Raw genomic sequence first — 20,427 nt, forward strand, 5'->3', positions numbered from 1 at the left:
TATAAAGCTGAATTAAACTGCTTTTGCAACCTCTTTGTATTGCATCTGGTGGAGTTGCGCATAATAGCCATCTTTTTCCAGCAACTCATCGTGGTTTCCTCGCTCCACGATCCTGCCTTTATCCAGTACCAAAATCTGCTTGGCATTTTGAATAGTGGAAAGACGGTGCGCAATCACAATTGACGTGCGTCCATGCATCATCTTTTTAATAGCCGATTGAATCAACTCTTCCGTTTCAGTATCAACCGAAGATGTGGCCTCATCCAGCACAATGATTTTGGGGTCATACACCATCGCCCGTACGAAGGAGATCAACTGGCGCTGACCCACCGAGAGTGTAGCTCCTCGCTCCTGCACGTTGTAATCAAAACCTCCCGGAAGTTTTTCAATGAAAGGAAGTGCTCCTACCATTTCAGCCGCTTCTCTTACCTTCTCTCGCGAAATATCCGGATTCTTCAACGTGATGTTGTTAAAGATGGAATCTGAAAACAGAAAGACATCCTGAAGTACGACAGCAATGTGGTTCCTCAGGTTAGCCAAGTCATACTTGTGAACCTCCGTGCCATCCACATAAATACTGCCTTTATTGATTTCATAAAACCGGCTCAGCAGATTGATCACCGAAGATTTTCCTGCACCTGTGGCGCCAACTAATGCGATGGTTTCCCCTGAGTTGACCTCAAAAGAAATGTCCTTCAGCACATAGTCATCATCATTGTAGGCAAACCACACATTCTCAAATCTCACATCACCCTTAACATGATCAGGTCGGAAATCGCCATTGTCCTGAATGTGTTCATTATTGTCCAGCAAATCCAAAATACGGTTCGAGGACACAATCCCCATCTGCAAGGTGTTGAATCGATCGGCGATCATTCGGATCGGACGAAAGAACATTTGCAGGTACAAAATGAATGCGATCAGCATCCCGAACTCTACATTTCCTTGCACCAATTGCCCTCCGCCGTACCAAACAATCAGTCCTATCCCAGCCGCCTGAATCACCTCCGAAACCGGGAAGTATATGGCGTAATACAGCACAGAATTGATATTCGCCTTTCTATGCTCCTTGTTGATTTCCTTAAACTTCTCAAACTCTCGCTTCTCACTGTTGAAAATCTGGACGATGTTCATGCCCGTGATGTGCTCCTGCACGAATGAGTTGAGGTTGGAGACAGCAGCACGCACTTCATTGAAGGCCACTTTGATTTTTTCTTTGAAAATGTATGTCGCAAAGATTAAGATTGGTAAGAGTGACAAACTAACAAGTGTTAGCGACCAATTCATCCAAAACATAAAGCCAAGAATTACGAGTAGCTGCATGACGTCTGCAATGATTCCGGCGATCCCGGTACTGAAAACTTCAGCTAGTGTTTCAATATCTGAAATGTTTCTAGTCACCAACCTTCCAATAGGTGTCTTATCAAAAAACTTTAATCTCAAGCCCTGAATGTGGCGGTAAAGCTTGATGCGAATGTCTTTGATGATATTCTGACCCAACCAACCGGAATAAAACGTGTGGAGATACTGCACAATCGCCTGAATAACGAGTAGCCCAATCAAGAGCATGATCATATTTACTAGCCCGGGATAGTCTCCCTGAGCTACATTGTTATCAATGGCTTTTTGGATAAGCAGCGGGCGCAATGGGCCCACCACACTCAAGGCTATGGTGAGAAAGACCAGAAAATAGAAAATGCCAATGTAGGGTTTCGCAAAGACGAACAGTCGTTTAAGGACTGTCAGATCTACAATATTTCCGCTTGCCTTTTCTTTTTCCAATGTCCTAGTCTAAATAAATGTCTTTCGGGTAAACGACCTTTTGCAAAAACAGCCCCTCTGCCGGTACCGCTCTACCTGCCTTTCTGCGATCATTACTCGCCAGGATTTCACGGAAATCATCCAATGAGGTTTTTCCAAGCCCCACATCGATCAATGTCCCAACAACCGCTCTCACCATGCCTCGCAAAAAACGATTCGCTGAAATTTCAAATAAATGAGTGGCTCCATCCTGCACCCACTTCGCCTCAAAGATTTCGCAGTTGAAGTTGTTTACCTCGGTATGAACCTTACTAAAGCACTCAAAGTTCTGCCATCCCTCAATTATTTCACAGGCAGCATTGATTTCTTCCACATTCAACTCAGGTCTAAAATAGTAGGACACCCCCTGCTTAAACGGACTCTTCGCCTGGTGCAAATGATAGTGATAGGTACGAGAGGTAGCCTCAAATCGCGCACTCACATCGTCTTTTACCGGTCGTATTCCATTGATCGATATATCCTCGCCAAGAAATGAATTGAGCTTGAATGTCAGATCTTCTGGGTCTATCCCTTCCGCATCAAAATGTGCGACCTGCTGCACGGCGTGAACCCCCGTATCCGTTCGCCCACTACCGAGGATTGAAGTCTCAGTTTTCAGAATAGTCGAGAGCGCTTTCTCAATTTCCTCTTGTACCGTCACCCCATTGGGCTGAATCTGCCAGCCATTGAAGTTGGTGCCGCGGTAACTGATGTCCATGAAATACCTCACGGCGACAAAATTGTAGGATTCCTTCCATTTGATGATCGTTTCCGTTCATATTTGCAATGATTATGTTTTTAAAGGGGTCATGCTGAATTCATTTCAGCATCTTTCATCCTGATTTTACGTGGGTAGATTCTGAAACAAGTTCAGAATGACTTTCTAATAAAGTTCTCAAACAAACTAATATGCTTCAACGAGTACAAACCATCTTCATGACTATTGCAGCACTTGCGATGATACTTATGCTTTTCTTCCCCATCTGGGAAAAGTCAGACACACAATACGAGGCGGAAAAGCGTGAGTATGCGATCATGGATGCCTTTACGCTTAGGTATGAGCAGCACCTGACGGAGACTGGTGAGGTGCAGCTGCTCGGAACTCAAAACACATTTTTACTTTCACTTGGCGCCATCCTGGCCGCTTTGGTGATGTTGTTCTCTGTCACCCGATACAAAAACAGAATGACTCAGGTGAAGCTGAATGCTTTATTTTCATTGATCACTGCCGGCACTTTGGTGGGCACTTATCTCTACATCAGCAAAGCCAACCAACTGTTTGACCCGCAAGTGCAGGGAACATTTCTTATTGGTTTCTACCTCCCAATTGTTGCTATGCTCAACAACTTCCTGGCTAACCGCTTCATTCGAAAAGATGAGCAGCTGGTACGAAGCGCGGATCGGATTAGGTGATGAAATCAGTACCCTCAGTTAGAGGAAAATCGCTATTTTTCCTTGCATTAGTAACAATAATAGTCACATGTATCACTGTCTATTTCACTGGGATTGAATACAATAGATCAATATCAAATAATTTATACATATCACTGTCAATCATTGCCTTTTTCCTATTTATTTCTCTCTCAATTTTTTTATACCTGGGAGTAACAATCACTAATAATTATCCTAAAATTCAGAGCTATAAGCTCGGCTCACTAATTTTTAATTCTAGTGGGCCTGGATCTGGTACGGGATTGCCAGACCTTGATATTAATGGTGGTGATGGAATAGGAGGTTTTTTTATCTCAATTCTTATATGGATTGGAATGGCGATTATTTTGATACTTCTGCTCGTTTTATTTGAAGCAATATTCTGGATTTCTCTTTTTATCATTTTTGCCTCCCTTTATTGGATATTCATCCGCGCCATGATTATGGCTCTTTATAAATCTCGAACTACCAAAGGAAATTTACTAGTTTCCATAACCCATGCTCTTAAATACACAATCCTATATACAGGGTGGCTTTTCGGCATTACTCTAATCGTACAATTGATTAGTTAATTCTGCCAACCTGTCAGTTTTCTTCCTCTGGAATAGAATTTGAGTTTAGCGCCTCTGTATAACAACCAAAAATTGTAAACAGACGATGGCAGAGAAAGGCACAATCTCAATACACACGGAAAATATATTTCCGATCATTAAAAAATTCCTTTATTCCGATCACGAAATCTTTTTACGTGAGTTGGTATCCAACGCAGTAGATGCGTCACAAAAAATCAAGCAGCTGGCTTCCCTTGGTGAATACACCGGTGAGCTGGGCAACCTCACTGTCGAAGTGTCATTTGACGAAAAGAAAAAAACCATCACTGTCTCTGATAATGGTATCGGAATGACAGCTGATGAGATCAAGAAGTACATCAACCAGATCGCCTTTTCAGGGGCTACCGAGTTTGTGGAGAAATACAAAGACAAAGCTGACAATCAGCAGATCATCGGTCACTTCGGTCTTGGATTTTATTCCGCATTTATGGTAGCCAAGAAAGTGGAGATCAATACACTCTCTCATCAGGAAGGAGCAGAATCTGCAAAGTGGATCTGTACAGGTGAAACCGATTTTGAAATCAAAAAAGGAACCAGAAAAACTCGTGGAACAGACATCATTCTCCATGTAGCAGATGATTCGGAGGAATTCCTAAACGAACACAGGCTGCAGGGCATCCTTGACAAATATTCAAAGTTCTTACCTATCCCAATCAAGTTTGGGCAAAAAGACAAACAGGTAGAGGATGGTAAAGACAAGGATGGCAAGACAAAATACAAAACGGAAAAGGTTGACAACATCATCAACGATACCGACCCGATCTGGACTAAATCTCCAAGCGATTTGAAAGATGAGGATTACCTCGCTTTCTACAAATCGCTGTATCCGTTCAGTGAAGATCCGCTTTTCTGGATTCACCTGAATGTAGACTATCCTTTTAACCTGACCGGGGTGCTGTATTTCCCTAAGTTGAAAAAGGATTTCGACCTGCAGAAAAATAAGATTCAGCTATTCTCCCGTCAGGTGTTTATCACCGATGAGGTGAAGGATATCGTGCCAGAATTCCTTCAGCTGTTACACGGGGTAATCGACTCTCCGGACATTCCTTTGAACGTATCTCGAAGCTACCTACAATCAGATTCCAACGTGAAGAAGATCAACGGCTACATCACTAAAAAGGTAGCAGATAAGCTGGGTGAGCTTTTCAAAAACGACCGAAAAGGATACGAGGCGAAGTGGGAAGATATTGGTGTTTTCGTGAAGTACGGCATGATCTCCGAAGAGAAGTTCGACGAGAAAGCGAAAGATTTTGCTTTGGTTAAGAACCTGGATGGAAAGTACTTCACGATTGAGGAGTACAAAAAACACATCGAGGCAAACCAGACCAACAAGGATAAAAATGTGGTGGCGCTTTACACGACAAACAAGGACAAGCAGCACAGTTACATAGAGACCGCTAAGAAGCGCAGCTATGATGTGATAGAGCTAAGTGGACCAATCGATAGTCACTTCATCAGCCACATGGAGCAGAAAAATGACAAGCTTCAGCTTCAGCGTGTGGATGCCGATGTGATCGATAAGCTGATTGACAAAGATGAGAAGAAGGAATCTGTACTTTCTGATAAAGAGCAAGAGACCATCAAAGAGATCTTTGAGAAGGCGATAAACAATAAAAACAACAGTGTGGCCGTACAGCCCATGGCGACTGATGACCTGCCGGTGACAATCACCTTGCCGGAGTTTATCCGCAGGATGAAAGACATGCAGGCGACCGGTGGCGGTCCTATGATGTTTGGCGATATGCCGATGACTTTATCAGTGGCAGTGAATGCCAACCATGCGATGACTAAGAAAATTCTGGAGGCTGACTCAGATGAAGCAAAGCAAAGACTTGCAAAGCAGGCTTACGATCTGGCACTTCTTTCTCAAGGCATGTTGGAAGGCAAAGACCTGACAGACTTTGTGAACCGAAGCGTGGAGTTGAGCTTAGCTTAAATTTGAAGTCATCCTGAGCCTGTCGGAGGGCGACCATTCAAATGTCTATGTTTGGACAAGCTCAACATGACATATAAAAAACCCACTCGGTTGAGTGGGTTTTTTATTTATTGTTCTAAAACAGCTGTAGAACTCTGAAAAAAATCTTTTTTGTGCCTCGCAGCACTGATAACTCGAAAAAAACTCAAATTTTCTTCTCGCAACGACGAGTATTCAAAATTTTTACTGATTTTCTTCTCGCAACTCTGATTTCTCAAAAAAATTTCTTTTTAGCTCCACACCGTACTGATTCCTTTAAAAAAATATTTTCCCGTCTTACTCAGTACTGTTCAGGCGAAAAAAAACCACCCATCAAACCCTGCTTTTTTCTACCTCTTCATTTTCTTAGATTAGTCATCCTAAAAAATCCAAGATATGAAGAAGCACCTCACTTTACTTTTAACCACCCTATCATTCTGGTCCTCCGCGCAGGTAGACATGAGCTATTACCTCCCTGACGGGTTCTCTTATAACCCTGACATCCCCACTCCTTATGAGGTGCTGGGCTACCATCCCGGAGAGTGGCATGTAAGCCATGACCAACTACTGTATTACATGAGAGCGGTTGCCGAGGCTTCAGACCGTATGATCATCGAAGAGATTGGACGAACCTATGAAGGACGTCCTTTGGTGCAAATCACGGTTTCCTCACCTCCCAATCTTGCCAATCTGGATCAGATCAAAGCTGACCATAAGAAACTCACTGATCCCTCCACTTCCGGCTCCATGAATACGGATGAGATGCCTATCGTGATGTGGCTGGGCTACTCCGTTCATGGAAATGAAGCCAGTGGTTCGAATGCTTCACTCATCACTGCCTACTACCTGGCGGCCGCTATCGGAGCAGAAATTGATGAGATGTTGGAAAACTCCATCATCATCCTTGACCCTTCTTTCAACCCGGATGGGCTGCACCGCTTTTCATCCTGGGTAAATATGCACCGTGCGCACGTAATCAATCCCGATCCAAACGACCGAGAGTATGATGAAGCATGGCCAGGCGGGCGTACCAATCACTACTGGTTTGATCTAAACAGAGACTGGCTTCCTCTTCAGCATCCTGAATCGAGGGGGCGCATTGCTCGGTTCCATGATTGGAAACCAAATATCCTGACCGATCACCATGAGATGGGTACGAACTCTACCTTCTTTTTTCAGCCGGGTATTCCTTCCAGAAAATTCCCATGGACTCCAGATAAAAACGTCGAGCTGACACACAAAATGGCTGCCTTCCACGCCAAGTATCTGGATGAAATTGGCTCACTCTATTATAGCGAAGAAAGCTTCGATGATTTCTACATTGGCAAGGGGTCTACCTATCCTGATGTAAATGGTAGCGTAGGTATTTTGTTTGAGCAGGCCAGCTCCAGAGGTCATGCGCAGGAAAATGATTACGGCATTTTGACATTCCCTATGGCTGTCAGAAATCACTTCACCGCTTCGCTTTCCACGCTGGCTTCAGGCATTGCTCACCGCAAAGAATTTTTGGATTACCAAAGAGAATTCTATCAGGGAGCTTCAAATCTGGCTTCAAGGGATGGTGTGAAAGCTTATGTGTTTGGCTCGGCCAAAGATCAGGTGAGAAACTATGAGCTAGCTAAAATGCTGGTGCAGCATGAGATCGATGTTTATGAAATAAAAAATTCCATCAGCAAAAATGGAAAGCAGTTTTCATCAGGGAATGGCTACATCGTACCGATGAATCAGAGTCAGTATCGTCTGGCTAAAGCGATTTTTGAAACACGGACCACATTCACAGACAGCCTTTTTTATGATGTTTCTACCTGGACCATGCCGCTCGCATTTAACCTGCCCTATGCAGAGCTGGGCAGCAAAGACTTTAACACAGGCATGCTCGGCGAAAAGGTGGATTATCCTTCGGCTCCTTCCGCACAGCTGGTTGGGGATAAAGGAGCTTATGCCTATGCCATCGAGCCCTACGGATACCTAAGCTTCAGAGCGATCAACCGATTGCTGAGCAAAAAAGTGGTAGTTCAAATGCTACACGAGACCCACAATGACGGAACCAGAACCTATCCTCGTGGTACGATGATTATTCCGGTAGGCGTACAGGAAAATAAGCGAGCATGGATCGAGCAAATCATAGACACCATCGTGAAAGAAGATGGCGTAAATGTTTATGCGCTCAAAACTGGCCTTGCAAGATCAGGAGTGGATCTGGGAAGTACGAGCAACACCACCATGAAAGAGCCCAAAATTGCCGTACTGGTAGAGGGCGGTGTGAGCAGCTATGAGGCAGGAGAGGTTTGGCACCTGCTGGATCAGCGTTACAAAATGAAGGTGACTAAACTTCCTGTAGATCGTCTTTCCAGAGACTTGTCCAGATACAATCGAATCATAATCCCTCACATGTGGGGCTCATTGAGCGATTCTCAAAAGAAAAACCTGAAAGAGTGGATCTCTCAGGGGGGCGTGGTGATAGCCTGGAAGAATGGAGGCAAATGGCTGAGTGATGCAGAGATCACCAGTGTGAAGTATGCGACCAACGACGATGATGACGACAAGAAAAAAGAAGAATTTAAAGCCTATGAAAATCTGGATGCCACACGGGGAGCACAGGTGACAGGCGGGTCGATCTTTGAGGCCAAAGTGGATTTAACTCACCCATTAGCGTATGGAATGGAGAGCGATCGAATGCCGCTATTCCGAAATCACAATCTGGTGATGGAGAAGTCGAAGAACGCTTACGCCAATCCATTTGTTTATACCGAAAGCCCACTGTTGTCAGGTTACGTTTCTGAGGAGAATCTGGAACGCTTTAAAAATTCACCTGCAGTGACTGTATCCAATGTAGGTCGCGGAAAAGTGATTACCTTGGCAGACAATCCAAACTTCAGGGCATTTTGGTATGGTACCAATAAAATCTTTATGAATGCGTTGTTTTTTGGAGAATCGATCAGCCGTGGTGCTGGTGAGTGATTTAAAAAATGAAATAACAACTGGATGAAAGTTCAGATCAAGTCAATATTAACAGTTAGCCTCATTTTCATGGGGCTTTCTGCATTTTCTCAAGACAATGAGTCGCTGGAGAGTCTCTTCAAAGTAGACTATGACACACCGCTCACGTTGGATTTAGAAGCTGAAAAAGGGGAGGATGCTGAGGTCGGTCCGGTCAAGCAGAAGAAGAAAAAAAAGAAGCGAAATGTCTTTTTTGGACTTAAGACACGCAAAGCCTTCACCCGAACAGGATTTGGAAATGATGTGGTTTTTGAAATATTCAATGTACTGAAAGATTATGAAGGGCCACCTGAGTATGCCGCTGATTTTTATTGGTACGATTACAAGAAAAAGAAAATCATGAATTCGCTCCGGGTGGATAAAAAGAACGCCGGAGTGCTTCATGGACCATACAAAAAAATGCTTGGTGATCAGGTACTGGAAGAAGGCTGGTACTACAAAGGCATGAAGCACCGAAGGTGGGTAAAGTTTAACCGTCATGACATCCTACAAGAAAAAGCCTACTGGTGGAAAGGCTGGCCGCAAGAGTCGAAGCTGGCCTACTATGATTTTAAGAAAACAAAGCTAAGAGAGGTAATCCCTGTTCATTTCGGAGAGAAAAATGGAGAGTATTGGGCGTTTCATGAGGATGGTTCTTTAGCTGTACGCGGAAATTATAAGTTTGGTCATAAAGTAGATATGTGGAGAGAGTACTACGATGGTGGTCGAGTGAAGCGAGAGGTGGTCTACCCCAAAGATCCATTCGATTTTAAATTCAATCCTCACATCTCACGAGAGTGGGATGATAAAGGAACATTAATCTACGATCGTGCTAAATTCCTAAAAGGTCAGCGCTAAAGTTTCATCTCCATCTGCACATTGCAGCGAGCATATGGAGAACAATAGCCTTCAGCATCCTGAAAGCCGAGTTTCTTGTACAGATTAATAGCCGGCTCTAAGACACTGTTCGTCTCAAGGTAAATTGTGTCCGCTCCAAGTTCCTTAGCTTTTTCGATGGTAGCCAGACCTATTTTCCAGCCAATTTTCTGTCCGCGCGCCTCCGGTGACACAGCCATTTTCGCCAGCTCAAACTTTCGATCTTCCATCTTGACAAGTGCGCATGTACCAATCGGTTTTCCGCTCAGCTCAGCGATAAGTATTGCTCCTCCCTTATCGAGAATATAGCCCTGCGGATCATTCAACATTTTTCTATCTGATTCTTCGATTTCAAAATACTGCTTGATCCATGCTTCATTGAGTTCCTTGAAAGCTTGAGCATGATTAGTTTGAAAGTTGACTATTTCGATCATTGTTGGTAGCTGTAGAAAAGTCCAGAGATCATCACTATAACTGCAAGGAGGGCAATATTAATTCCCACAGTCATACTTAAAATTGAAAAGATGAGCAGCCACCAAAGTGGGAAAGCAAAAAGACCAATACCGAATTTGAGTGTGGAATAAAACACCACATCGTCTACCCGGCTTATCATCGTATGTATAATCAAAAACGGCAATGGATTTAAAATTTTTGCTAACCAATGGCGCGAGCGCCTTGCTTTTTCCAAAGAAACCGTAGAAACATCCATATTTCTCAACTCTTTGAATGAAAGATTTTCATGCTTTGGTTGAAAGATTTTCTCCTTTCTTGTCTCATAATCTGTATCCTCTTCAGGAATAACTAACACTTCCTTCATCCCCTGGCTTATACCCTCTCGCATCTCGATGAGCCCTTTTGTCGAGTTGGACTTATAGGTTTCCAGATAGTTAGCCACTGGAATAGGCTCTCCGAACTTCATCAAGACTACCGAGTTGGATTTCTGATGATCAAAATAGTTGAGGCCTACAGGGAGTACCATGAGGCCATTCCCTAGTACTTCTTCAGATTGAAGCGCCAGACGCGCGGCTCCTTTTGTCAGGGGTCGCAAAAAATATTCCTTTCCATGATTGCCCTCTGCAAAAATCAGTACCGAGCCATTTTTCTTAAAGACTTCCTTACATGAGGAGAAAACCTGATCATTCAATGAAAGCTTGGCATATCCATCCCTGATCCGATAAATCGGCATCATGTTCACTCGCTTTAGCAGAGGTTTTAACCACCATTTAAAAACATCCGAACGAGTTAAATAATGGATGGGTATCGGGGCGAATGCTCCCACAAGCAGTGGATCGATTAATGCATTTTGATGATTGGGAGTGATGAGAAGTGGGGTATCTCTGGGAATATTCTCCAATCCTTCGATGCGGATTTTTTTAAAGTAAAAACGAAGCGCAAACTTGATTAAAACTCTAAAAAAAGAATAGAAGGAAGTCATCTAAACAAGCTCTTCAGTATTGATGAGAGTTAGTTTTACTTTATCAATACGATTCTCCTCCATCGTAAAGATGGTGATGATGAAAGGAGGAATCTCGATCACTTCGTTCACTTCAGGTATATCTTCGTGAAAAGCGAAAATCAGTCCACCTAGAGTGTCATATTCACCTTCAGGAAGTGAAAGTTCGTATCGATCATTTAGGTAATCAATTTCGTGTCGCGCGCTAAAAATAAAATTATGCTCATCAAGCTGTTGTTCGGTGAGGTACTCATCATCATGCTCATCTCTAATCTCCCCAAATATTTCCTCTATAACATCCTCGATACTCACAAGGCCTGAAGTACCTCCGTATTCATCTACCACTAGTGCCAGACTTTTTCGCTCTGTGATGAACTGTATCAGAAGCTCGTTAGCCAGCATCGTCTCTGGCACGATTGGAATCTCGGTGAGGATGGATTTAATATCCTCAGGCTTCTTGAAAAGCTCCAGTGTGTGACAATAACCTATTACATCATCGATCGATTCTTTATAGACAAGAATCTTAGAGTGACCACTTTCTACAAAATGATTTTTCAGTTCTTCAATAGAATCCGTCACATCTACTGCGACAATCTCCGTTCTCGGGATCATACATTCCCTCACCTTAATGGTTTTGAACTCAATGGCATTGTTGAAAATCTTGGCATCTATCTCCGCCTCCTCTTCATCTTTGATGTTTAAGATGTTGTTTTTGATGTAGTTATTTAGGTCAGTCAGGCCAAACACTGGTTTCTCATCTGAGAGTTTATAGCCAAACATCCATATAAAGAGAGCTGAGATTTTTACCACCAAATAAACAAAAGGATACATCAGAAAATATACTCCTCCCATAGGGATAGCAAATAGTCGAAGAGAAAAATCAGGGTTGATAAGAAACAGGCTTTTCGGAAGAAACTCAGCGGTCAACAGGACGAGTGAAGTTGAAATAATTGATTGAATTACAAGAACAATCACATCGGTGGCGAGGGCATCTGGCAACATAGAGACTACCACCGGCTCAAGTAAACTGGCCATAAAAATTCCGTAGAGAACCAGTGCAATGTTATTCCCAACAAGCATGGTGGCCAGAAACTGAGATTGATTTCCAGTAAAAAGAGCAAGGATTCTGCCGGCTAGTGTTCCTTTCTTCTTCAAAACTTCAATATGAAGCTTATCTGCCGATACAAACGCAATTTCCATTCCTGAAAAAAACGCTGAAAAGAACAAACAGAGGAGTATGATCAAATAGGGGAATGGATCATCCATGCTTTCGCTTCTTTTTTTGTTTTGAAGAAGATTTTTGCTCTTCCTTTTCGCGGGCCTGTCTCTGACCCTTGCGATAACCATATAAAAATAAGAGTGCCAGACTAAACATAAAAATCCAGTAAGACTCTGCCAACCCCACTACGATAGCCTGATCAATGCCAATTATGAAGGTAACGAAGACTAAAACAAAAAGTATAACGTCAAACTGTCTCATTAATCTCGGTAAGCTGGTTTCAATGGAATTTCCCTCTGCGGAGGCCTATTGGGATTATCTTCCATTGTAAATGTGCCGCTAGGTTTTAGTATACGGTATTCCGTGAAGTCCTGGTTAGATTCCATGCCCTCTCCCGTATGCACTTCATCATCAGATATAATTGTCACGAACTTTTCTGTGTAAAATTTTTCTCCCGATTGATCCCAATAAAGCTCTTCCGTATTTAGCTCATCCTTCTTACTATTGCTTCTCACAACTACGTTTCCTTCTGCACGATATAGGTTTTCAGACTTAGTAAAGTATACGTAATTGGCCTTAAAGTAGCTGGTTACCTGGCCTCTGGAATTGAACCAATCGATGTGAAACCCCTCAGGCCACTCACGATCTCCATTCTCAAAATTATTTTGCTTGGAGAAGCTCATCTTCATCACAATGATTGCAGAATCACTCAGCAGAGTGACTGCACTATCCATAGATGATAAGGGGCCCTCGTACAGAGGTTGGTCAATCAGGTCCTTTCGCTGATTGCATGAGAGTATTGTCAGCAAAAGCCCCAAAATCAAAAAGCGACCTGAAAAATGCTTCCAGGCCGCAATTATATTTTTCTTCGTTGTGATATTAGTTAGCAGGTCTTCGCTCAAGAGTTACTGTAGTGTTTATCCAACATCCTATCGTGATCGATTGACCTTCCTCTTTTCCTTCGTTGAAGATGTCTTCAATGGAAGGGAACTGTGCCTTTGCAGCTGCCATTGCAGCTGAGTTGCCAGCTTTTCTATATTCGTTGTACGCGGCTATGAATACCGCTCTATCCTGAACCTGGCTCTGCTCTTGCTTGCAGTCGTTGAAGCTTCCCATATATAGATCACCAATAACCTTATAAGCATCAGAGAATGATGGATCGAAAGAAAGTGCTCTTCTTGCGCTATTTCTAGCAGTCGATTTCTGGCCGTTCTTCATTTGAATACGAGCAACATTCACATACATGTCAGCTTTTTCTGCATTGTCGTCAGTCAGGCTGGCTGCCTCCTGAAATAACTCAATTGCTTTGTCATCATTTCCATCTTGGGCATTTTTCTGTGCCATAAACTTTGCTACACCAAACGTTGGCTCACCTTCTTGCACAATTCCTGCTGCCTTAAGAGCCAGCGGGCTATCCAAACATTTTCCAGCTAGCATCAATCCAAAGATTTTCTTAGCCATGTTTAGATCATCACCTTTTCCAAGTTTTGGTCCAAGTTTCTCTTCTACAAAATCACAGCTGATCTCAACTTTAGTAGCTGTCAAAATTTTATCTACCTGATCAAGCATCTTATCATACTTTTTCTTCTGATCGCCTGTCACTCGGCTTTTCTGCTCATTTAGCGCTTCAGAGATTGATGAATAAAGGTTGATTACATCCTCATCACTCAATGGACCACCAGTAATTCTGTGCTTGTAAACGACTAGCATGTAGGCAACAAGATTACCACTATTCATGTCTGCTCCATTTGCTTCAAAAGCTTGAGTATATAATTCGTAGAGGTAAGGATATTTATCCTGATCCTTTCCATAGAACTTGTAGCCATAGGTAGCTTTTCTATCTATGATATCAGCTTTATCTTCAGGATACACCTCCATACGCTTATCATGAAGATCCAGACCTTTTTGGATGTACTCTTCCTTCTTTGCAGCATCTTTTTCTTTCTCTGCTAGCTCTTCATAGATTTTAGCTCCATTGATATAAATCGACGGATTTAGATCAGGAGTGTTGGTCAATAGCCAGTTTAAAGGTGGTAAGGCTGCTTTGTAATTTTTAGCCTTAAATGCATCTGTATATAGCACATTTTTTTCTTTGGCTACATCCACCTGCTCACCCCAATTCCATCCATTTTGAGCATTTGCACCAACAGTGATTGATAGGAAAAATGCTACTGCAAGTATTTTATTTATCGTCTTCATAACTCACTTTTTGCTAGTCATACTTTCTTTTTATAAACCATCTATCATTTATGGTTGCTCCTATAACAACCTTATAATAGGTTTCCTTAATTAACCCGTTAGAAGATTCTCCAAGCTGGCCCCATTTAAAGGCTAAGTCCAAACTGGAAAAACCACTTACTGGTAAAGAGGCACCAAAATTAATACCAAAATCAGTAAGTGCCTGATTATTTACGATATAAGGAAGTTTGTAATAGTTAAACCCTGCCGAATACTTCGCTCTCTTCCAGTAGGAGTTGACATCATTGTAATCCGGAACCCAATCGGCTCCCACCGCGAATTTGAATCCATCATTGTACGTCTGCGACTCATTTCCAGCACTACTCCAGCTATGAGACTCTATGTCAAATCCTATTTTGAAGTCATTTAACTTTTCATAAGAGAAGCCAAATCCTAATTGACCAGGAAGATCAAAATCAATATTCCCCTCTCTTACTGGGATAACTTCTATTTCTGCTCCAGAATTTGCAACTCGAATCAATGACAATTCTGAAGACCCGTTTAATGGGCTTTTGGGCGAGTAGATTGCACCAAAATTCAAAAATGTTTCATCATTCAACTTATGCCTGTATCCTAAACCAAAAAGAAAATTCAAATCTGAATATGATTCAAACTCTCTGTAGGTCACGTTGCTTACTGGCACATCATCTCCTCCTATAGAAATTGTAGAATTTTTTTCAATTGATCCGAATGTGTAGGTGGTTCGTACCCCAACCAATAGTTTATTCTTAATCTTGAATCCATTGGCCCAAAAGAAATTAGTTAGACCTCCCTCGCCTCTGTTATCTGAAATTTGAAAGACCATATCATCTGTCCCTGGTATCTCCCCTTCTGAAAAGGTATTGTAGCTCACAGAGCTATATGGTAAAATACCAAAGGATGAAGACCATTTCCCCGGCATAATTGGGAAAGCATATCCGAGAAACCTTAACCCCCCATCAGTGGCTGAACCGGAGATGTCCTCGCCTGAAAACTGTCTCCTGTCTACTTCCAGCCCTACCTGAAATGTGCTAAATGTGTTGTAAATAAGATTTGCCGGGTTTTGTGTGTTTATGTGCCAGATCGTTGGGCTACCGATTCCTACTTCGCCCATACCCACATTATTTGGCATTCCCTGATGATTTAGACTTCCTAGTCCCTGGAATGAATAGATCGACTGTGCCTGAACATGTTGTCCTAATAAAATAATACAGGCAAACCCTGCTAAAATCCTTTTCATTGATGCTTCCAAATTCGGTATAATCCCTTCTGCACAATTTTTGAGCCAGCAAAGATGTGAGCTTTTAGATTGGATTCAAAGAAATGAGCGTCTCCTCCTGTTAATATCGTGTTAAGACTTGTGAAATCTTGCTCTATTGTCTTTATAACGCCATTAATCTCGTGGATCATCCCCCAAAATGATCCGCTAAAGAGACACTCCTTTGTGCTTTTTCCAAGTGCTGGTGAGTTCATATCCTGAATTTCATCAGAAATATCCGGCAACTTATCTGTATAATGAGCCATTGATTTCATTCGCATTTTTAGTCCCGGGGAAATAATACCTCCTCTAAACACCGTGGATTTGTCGATGAAGTCTATGGTCATGCAAGTACCAACGTCAATAATCAAATTGTCCTTATTAGGAAATAGCTCAATTGCTCCCACCGCGGCAGCAATCCGATCAGGACCAAGCGTCTCAGGAGTAGTATAATCAATCGTAATAGGCATTGGAGTCAGATGCGAAAGCACCTTCGCATTTTTATTATCCAATAGACTTGATGGCAGGTTTCTAACAGAGGAAATCATTAGTGCAGTTCCTTCATAATAATTTTCTACCTGTGAAATATCCTCCCATATTTTTGTGTTGATGAATTCACCATTCACAACCTCCGTTGTTTTAATTGAACTGTTGCCTACATCAACCAATATAACCTCTAACTTTTCACTCATGATTGTACAAAGGAAATGAAATCGAGGTATTCCATAATAGGTGGGATGGCAGGCTCCTCTATGGATGGGCTGGACTTGGCGCATGTCACATTTAGCCAAGAGCAGGATGAATGGACTTTTGAGGTTGAAAAGGCCACAACCTTTCCATACGATCCTGCGCTTTTCGAACGACTCAAGACATCCCCTTCAATCGATCTAAAGAAACAACAAGAACTTGATGTGGATTTTGGGTTATGGATTGCGGAACGAATAAATGAATTCAAATCAGGCATTAATAAAGTGGATCTACTGGGAATTCATGGGCATACGGTGATCCATAAACCCGAAGACGGCATTAGCTGGCAACTTGGTGATGGGAGAATCATCACAAAAAAAACTAACATTCTAGCAGTCACAGATTTCAGAAGCTTGGATGTGAAACTAGGAGGAGAGGGTGCTCCACTAGTCCCCCTGGGCGATTTTTTACTTTTTCAGGAGTATGATGCCTGCCTAAACCTCGGGGGAATTGCTAATATTTCATTGAAGAAAAACCAAACGGCATGGGATATTTGCCCTTGCAATCAGGTACTGAACTTTTTTGCTGAAAAATTAGGAAAGCCATTTGATGAGGGAGGAGCCTTAGCCAGATCAGGAAAAATTGATCAGGACTTTTATTCAGAGCTTTCTAAGCTCCCCTATTTCTCACAATCACCACCAAAGTCCCTACCCAATAACTTTATCTCAAAAGAAATATTAGATACCATCAACCCCTTGGACGGTTTAAAAACCTATTCTCAAATAATCGCCGAGCAGATTTCCTTAAATCTAAGGGCTGTAGATCCAGGCAAAATACTCATAACTGGTGGTGGCGCACTGAACCATTTTTTAGTAGATTCAATTAAAGAATGTTTAAAAGACTGGGAAGTTATTATTCCTGAAAAAGATTTGATTTTATTCAAGGAATCTTTGGTCTTTGCATTCTTGGCTTTGAAAAAGTTTCGTAATGAAATAAATACACTTTCTTCTGTCACGGGAGCTAGCAAAGACTCTTCTTCAGGTGTGATTCATCTTCCTTAATGATTAGATTTGCGCCCTCAAATTACTAAGCAATAACTATGAAAGATCTCCTAAAAAAATTCGAAGACAAGACCCCTGAAATAGTTTTTGAATGGTCAGACTCTGAAACAGACGCTCAAGGATGGGTAGTCATCAACTCCCTGAGAGGTGGTGCAGCCGGTGGCGGTACGCGTATGCGCGTAGGTTTAGACAAGAGAGAAGTAGAGTCGCTGGCCAAAACAATGGAGATCAAGTTCACAGTTTCAGGCCCTCAAATAGGTGGCGCAAAATCGGGCATCAACTTTGATCCGAATGATCCACGAAAAGAAGGAGTGCTTAAAAGGTGGTATCATGCCGTGTATCCTTTGCTTAAAAATTATTACGGAACTGGCGGTGACTTGAACGTTGATGAAATCCACGAAGTAATCCCTATCACAGAAGATTTTGGACTTTGGCATCCGCAGGAAGGGATTGTAAATGGTCATTACAACCCTCGCAAGCCAACAAAAATTCATATGCTTGGCAGGCTGAGACAAGGAGTTTCAAAGGTTCTTGAAGATCAGGAATACATACCGGACTCACCTAAAAAATATGTTGTTGCCGATATGATCACAGGATATGGAGTGGCAGAAGCGGTGAGACATTATTACCAAATATGGGGTGGTAATATTGGTGAGAAACGAGCCATCATCCAAGGCTGGGGGAATGTAGGATCTACCGCTGCACTTTACTTGGCTAAGTACGGAGTGAAGATTGTCGGAATTATTGACCGTGTGGGTGGACTGATGAATCCTGATGGATTTACGCTTGATGAAATCAAAAAACTATTTCACGACAAGGAAGGAAATAAACTTGTAGCCGATGATCTTATCCCATTCGATAAAATCAATGAAGAAATCTGGTCGATGGGTGCAGAAATTTTCATTCCTGCAGCAGCTTCCAGATTGGTATCTAAAGATCAGTCTGAGGCAATGATCAACAATAGCCTCGAAGTTGTTTCTTGCGGAGCAAATGTGCCATTTAGTGATAAAGAAATTTTCTATGGACCTATTGCGGAGTTTGTTGACAAAAAAGTGTCATTGCTTCCTGACTTCATCGCTAACTGTGGAATGGCCAGAACTTTTGCCTTCCTGATGGATCCGAATAACGACGATGTTTTAACGGATGCTGACATTTTTAATGACTGCTCCAAAACCATAGGCGATGCACTTCAAGCGGTTTACAAAGAGAATAGCACCCGTGTAAACCTTGCTGAAACCGCCTTTACTATTTCTTTAAATAAGCTTGTTTGATTTTTAATAGGTTTGTTTTTGTCTGCGCTAATGATAACTTTATTATTAATCAGTAACGCCTAAGCATGATCGCTAGAATTCTTGTTGCCTTTTTATTTATGTCCGTAATCGTGGTGGCTAATGCCAACGATACTCTGCAGGTGGAAGCGCAACAAGAAACCCATCAGACTATGGGACATGATGTGGAAGAAGGTGGGCACGAGTCTGCCACCCCTCCTCTTTGGAGTGTAATTCCTTTCCTCCTGCTCCTTATCATGATTGCAACAGGTCCGCTTTTTTATCCTCACTTTTGGCATAAAAGCTACCCGGCAATTTCAATAATTCTGGCTTTTCTGGTCTGTACGTACTATTTATTCGTTCTGCACAATCAGCATAGTCCGGTACATTCCGCAGCAGAATACATTCAATTTATTGCGCTACTTACAGGGCTATTTGTGGCCTCTGGTGGTATTCTGATTATTGTAGACAAAGATGCAAGACCGTTGACAAATGTGATCATTTTGGCAATCGGAGCTGTAATCGCCAACATCATTGGTACAACTGGTGCTTCCATGCTATTGATTCGGCCATTTATTCGGCTAAACAAAAACAGAATAAAGCCTTATCACATCGTTTTCTTCATTTTCATAGTTAGCAATGTTGGTGGTTCGTTAACTCCGATTGGTGATCCTCCTCTTTTCCTTGGTTTCCTGAAGGGAATTCCATTTGAGTGGACGATCATTCACAACCTGGTGCCATGGGCTATCGCTTGCGTCCTTTTACTTGTTTTCTTCTACCTGTATGATATTAGAAACAAATCAAACTATGCATTGATGAGAGGTGATGATGAAGAAGAGGAGCCTCCAACGGGAAAAGTGGCCTTGACCGGTAAGCGAAATTTCTTGTGGTTGGCAGTTGTTGTTGGCGCGGTGTTCCTTGACCCAAATGTTTTCGAATGGGTTCCGGCAATTCATTACGATGGCATGAAGTTCTCATACATCCGGGAGATCATTATGCTGCTGGCAGCTTTTGGTTCTTATCAGCTTTCCGATCTCCAGGCTATTCAGGGCAATGAATTTAGCTTCGAGCCTATCCGTGAAGTGGCCTTCTTATTTATCGGGATATTCTTCACTATGATGCCTGCGCTAGAGCTAGTCAGTGAGTTCGCTCAGTCACCTAAAGGTGAAGCTTTGATTGGTCCAAGTACACTTTACTGGGGGACTGGCTTATTAAGTGGCTTCTTAGATAATGCCCCCACCTATGTCAACTTCCTTACAGCCTCAATGGCTAGCGTAGGCGCTGATGTAAATAAAATGCAAGAAGTAATCGCGTTTGCTAACAATGAATACAAAGACTCGCTCCTCGACTTGATGGCTATTTCGCTTGGTGCTGTTTTCTTCGGGGCATTTACTTACATTGGCAATGGTCCTAACTTCATGGTGAAATCAATTGCAGAGCAGGTAGGTATCAAAATGCCATCATTCTTTTCTTACATCGTCAAGTATTCAATTCCTATCCTTTTGCCAGTGCTTATCATCATCTGGCTCATATTCTTCATGGGGCACTAACTTTTATGCCTATAAGGATTAGACTTATATCGAATAAATTTTTCTTTATTTGCGGTTAATTAG

The 20,427-nt window shown here is 42.3% G+C and carries 18 protein-coding genes; 8 read left to right on the forward strand and 10 right to left on the reverse strand.

Annotated elements, in window-relative coordinates:
• Positions 1-12 precede the first annotated feature (12 nt).
• Positions 13-1,782, reverse strand: a complete 1,770-nt coding sequence (locus ACEQZT_RS15260) for an ABC transporter ATP-binding protein (protein ID WP_370090322.1) — start codon at positions 1,780-1,782, stop codon at positions 13-15.
• Positions 1,783-1,786: 4 nt separating this feature from the next.
• Positions 1,787-2,518, reverse strand: coding sequence for a tRNA pseudouridine(38-40) synthase TruA (truA, locus tag ACEQZT_RS15265; RefSeq protein ID WP_372530167.1), 732 nt, complete (start codon positions 2,516-2,518; stop codon positions 1,787-1,789).
• A 191-nt stretch (positions 2,519-2,709) separates the two neighbouring features.
• On the opposite strand from truA, the gene ACEQZT_RS15270 reads away from it, so the two are divergent.
• The 5 genes from ACEQZT_RS15270 to ACEQZT_RS15290 all read left to right on the forward strand — a co-directional run bounded on the left by ACEQZT_RS15270 (position 2,710) and on the right by ACEQZT_RS15290 (position 9,633).
• Entirely contained in the window at positions 2,710-3,213 is a 504-nt protein-coding gene (locus ACEQZT_RS15270; RefSeq protein WP_370090324.1) for a DUF4293 domain-containing protein, read from the forward strand.
• Positions 3,213-3,803, forward strand: coding sequence for a hypothetical protein (locus ACEQZT_RS15275; RefSeq protein ID WP_372530168.1), 591 nt, complete (start codon positions 3,213-3,215; stop codon positions 3,801-3,803). The genes ACEQZT_RS15270 and ACEQZT_RS15275 overlap by 1 nt, the downstream gene beginning before the upstream one ends.
• 85 nt (positions 3,804-3,888) lie before the next feature.
• A complete protein-coding gene (htpG, locus tag ACEQZT_RS15280; protein ID WP_370090325.1) occupies positions 3,889-5,778 on the forward strand; it encodes a molecular chaperone HtpG in 1,890 nt (629 codons plus the stop codon).
• 414 nt (positions 5,779-6,192) lie between these two features.
• Positions 6,193-8,757, forward strand: coding sequence for a M14 metallopeptidase family protein (locus ACEQZT_RS15285; RefSeq protein WP_370090326.1), 2,565 nt, complete (start codon positions 6,193-6,195; stop codon positions 8,755-8,757).
• Between the two features lie 24 nt (positions 8,758-8,781).
• Positions 8,782-9,633, forward strand: coding sequence for a toxin-antitoxin system YwqK family antitoxin (locus ACEQZT_RS15290; protein ID WP_370090327.1), 852 nt, complete (start codon positions 8,782-8,784; stop codon positions 9,631-9,633).
• Here the strand turns inward: ACEQZT_RS15290 and ACEQZT_RS15295 are convergent.
• Genes ACEQZT_RS15295 through ACEQZT_RS15330 form a run of 8 tightly spaced genes read right to left on the reverse strand, consistent with a single transcriptional unit; the run spans position 9,630 to position 16,490 of the window.
• Positions 9,630-10,085 carry a GNAT family N-acetyltransferase gene (locus tag ACEQZT_RS15295; RefSeq protein WP_370090328.1) on the reverse strand — a complete coding sequence of 152 codons (456 nt, stop codon included), beginning with the start codon at positions 10,083-10,085 and terminating at the stop codon, positions 9,630-9,632. The two genes, ACEQZT_RS15290 and ACEQZT_RS15295, sit on opposite strands and share 4 nt — an antisense overlap.
• The gene (locus tag ACEQZT_RS15300; protein WP_370090329.1) at positions 10,082-11,086 is read right to left on the reverse strand and encodes a 1-acyl-sn-glycerol-3-phosphate acyltransferase; all 1,005 of its coding nucleotides are present in this window, start codon (positions 11,084-11,086) and stop codon (positions 10,082-10,084) included. Before ACEQZT_RS15300 ends, ACEQZT_RS15295 begins: the two co-directional genes overlap by 4 nt.
• The gene (locus ACEQZT_RS15305) at positions 11,087-12,370 is read right to left on the reverse strand and encodes a hemolysin family protein (protein ID WP_370090330.1); all 1,284 of its coding nucleotides are present in this window, start codon (positions 12,368-12,370) and stop codon (positions 11,087-11,089) included.
• On the reverse strand, positions 12,363-12,584 hold the full coding sequence (locus ACEQZT_RS15310; RefSeq protein ID WP_370090331.1) for a hypothetical protein: 222 nt from the start codon (positions 12,582-12,584) through the stop codon (positions 12,363-12,365). The genes ACEQZT_RS15305 and ACEQZT_RS15310 overlap by 8 nt, the downstream gene beginning before the upstream one ends.
• Entirely contained in the window at positions 12,584-13,225 is a 642-nt protein-coding gene (lptC, locus tag ACEQZT_RS15315; RefSeq protein WP_370090332.1) for an LPS export ABC transporter periplasmic protein LptC, read from the reverse strand. Before lptC ends, ACEQZT_RS15310 begins: the two co-directional genes overlap by 1 nt.
• On the reverse strand, positions 13,203-14,522 hold the full coding sequence (locus tag ACEQZT_RS15320) for a hypothetical protein (RefSeq protein ID WP_370090333.1): 1,320 nt from the start codon (positions 14,520-14,522) through the stop codon (positions 13,203-13,205). Before ACEQZT_RS15320 ends, lptC begins: the two co-directional genes overlap by 23 nt.
• A gap of 13 nt (positions 14,523-14,535) precedes the next feature.
• Positions 14,536-15,780 (reverse strand): hypothetical protein, encoded by a 1,245-nt coding sequence (locus ACEQZT_RS15325; RefSeq protein ID WP_370090334.1) that lies wholly within the window; start codon positions 15,778-15,780, stop codon positions 14,536-14,538.
• Positions 15,777-16,490, reverse strand: a complete 714-nt coding sequence (locus ACEQZT_RS15330) for a type III pantothenate kinase (RefSeq protein ID WP_370090335.1) — start codon at positions 16,488-16,490, stop codon at positions 15,777-15,779. Before ACEQZT_RS15330 ends, ACEQZT_RS15325 begins: the two co-directional genes overlap by 4 nt.
• Positions 16,491-16,505: 15 nt before the next feature.
• Here ACEQZT_RS15330 and ACEQZT_RS15335 point away from each other — a divergent pair, with 15 nt between their 5' ends.
• From ACEQZT_RS15335 to ACEQZT_RS15345, 3 genes are all read left to right on the forward strand, one after another.
• The gene (locus ACEQZT_RS15335; protein WP_370090336.1) at positions 16,506-17,546 is read left to right on the forward strand and encodes an anhydro-N-acetylmuramic acid kinase; all 1,041 of its coding nucleotides are present in this window, start codon (positions 16,506-16,508) and stop codon (positions 17,544-17,546) included.
• A 38-nt stretch (positions 17,547-17,584) separates the two neighbouring features.
• The gene (locus tag ACEQZT_RS15340; RefSeq protein ID WP_370090337.1) at positions 17,585-18,817 is read left to right on the forward strand and encodes a Glu/Leu/Phe/Val dehydrogenase dimerization domain-containing protein; all 1,233 of its coding nucleotides are present in this window, start codon (positions 17,585-17,587) and stop codon (positions 18,815-18,817) included.
• 65 nt (positions 18,818-18,882) lie between these two features.
• The gene (locus ACEQZT_RS15345; RefSeq protein WP_370090338.1) at positions 18,883-20,364 is read left to right on the forward strand and encodes a sodium:proton antiporter; all 1,482 of its coding nucleotides are present in this window, start codon (positions 18,883-18,885) and stop codon (positions 20,362-20,364) included.
• Positions 20,365-20,427: the final 63 nt, after the last annotated feature.

Origin of the sequence: Ekhidna sp. (assembly GCF_964218185.1) — a bacterium.
Classification (GTDB): Bacteria; Bacteroidota; Bacteroidia; order Cytophagales; family Cyclobacteriaceae; genus Ekhidna.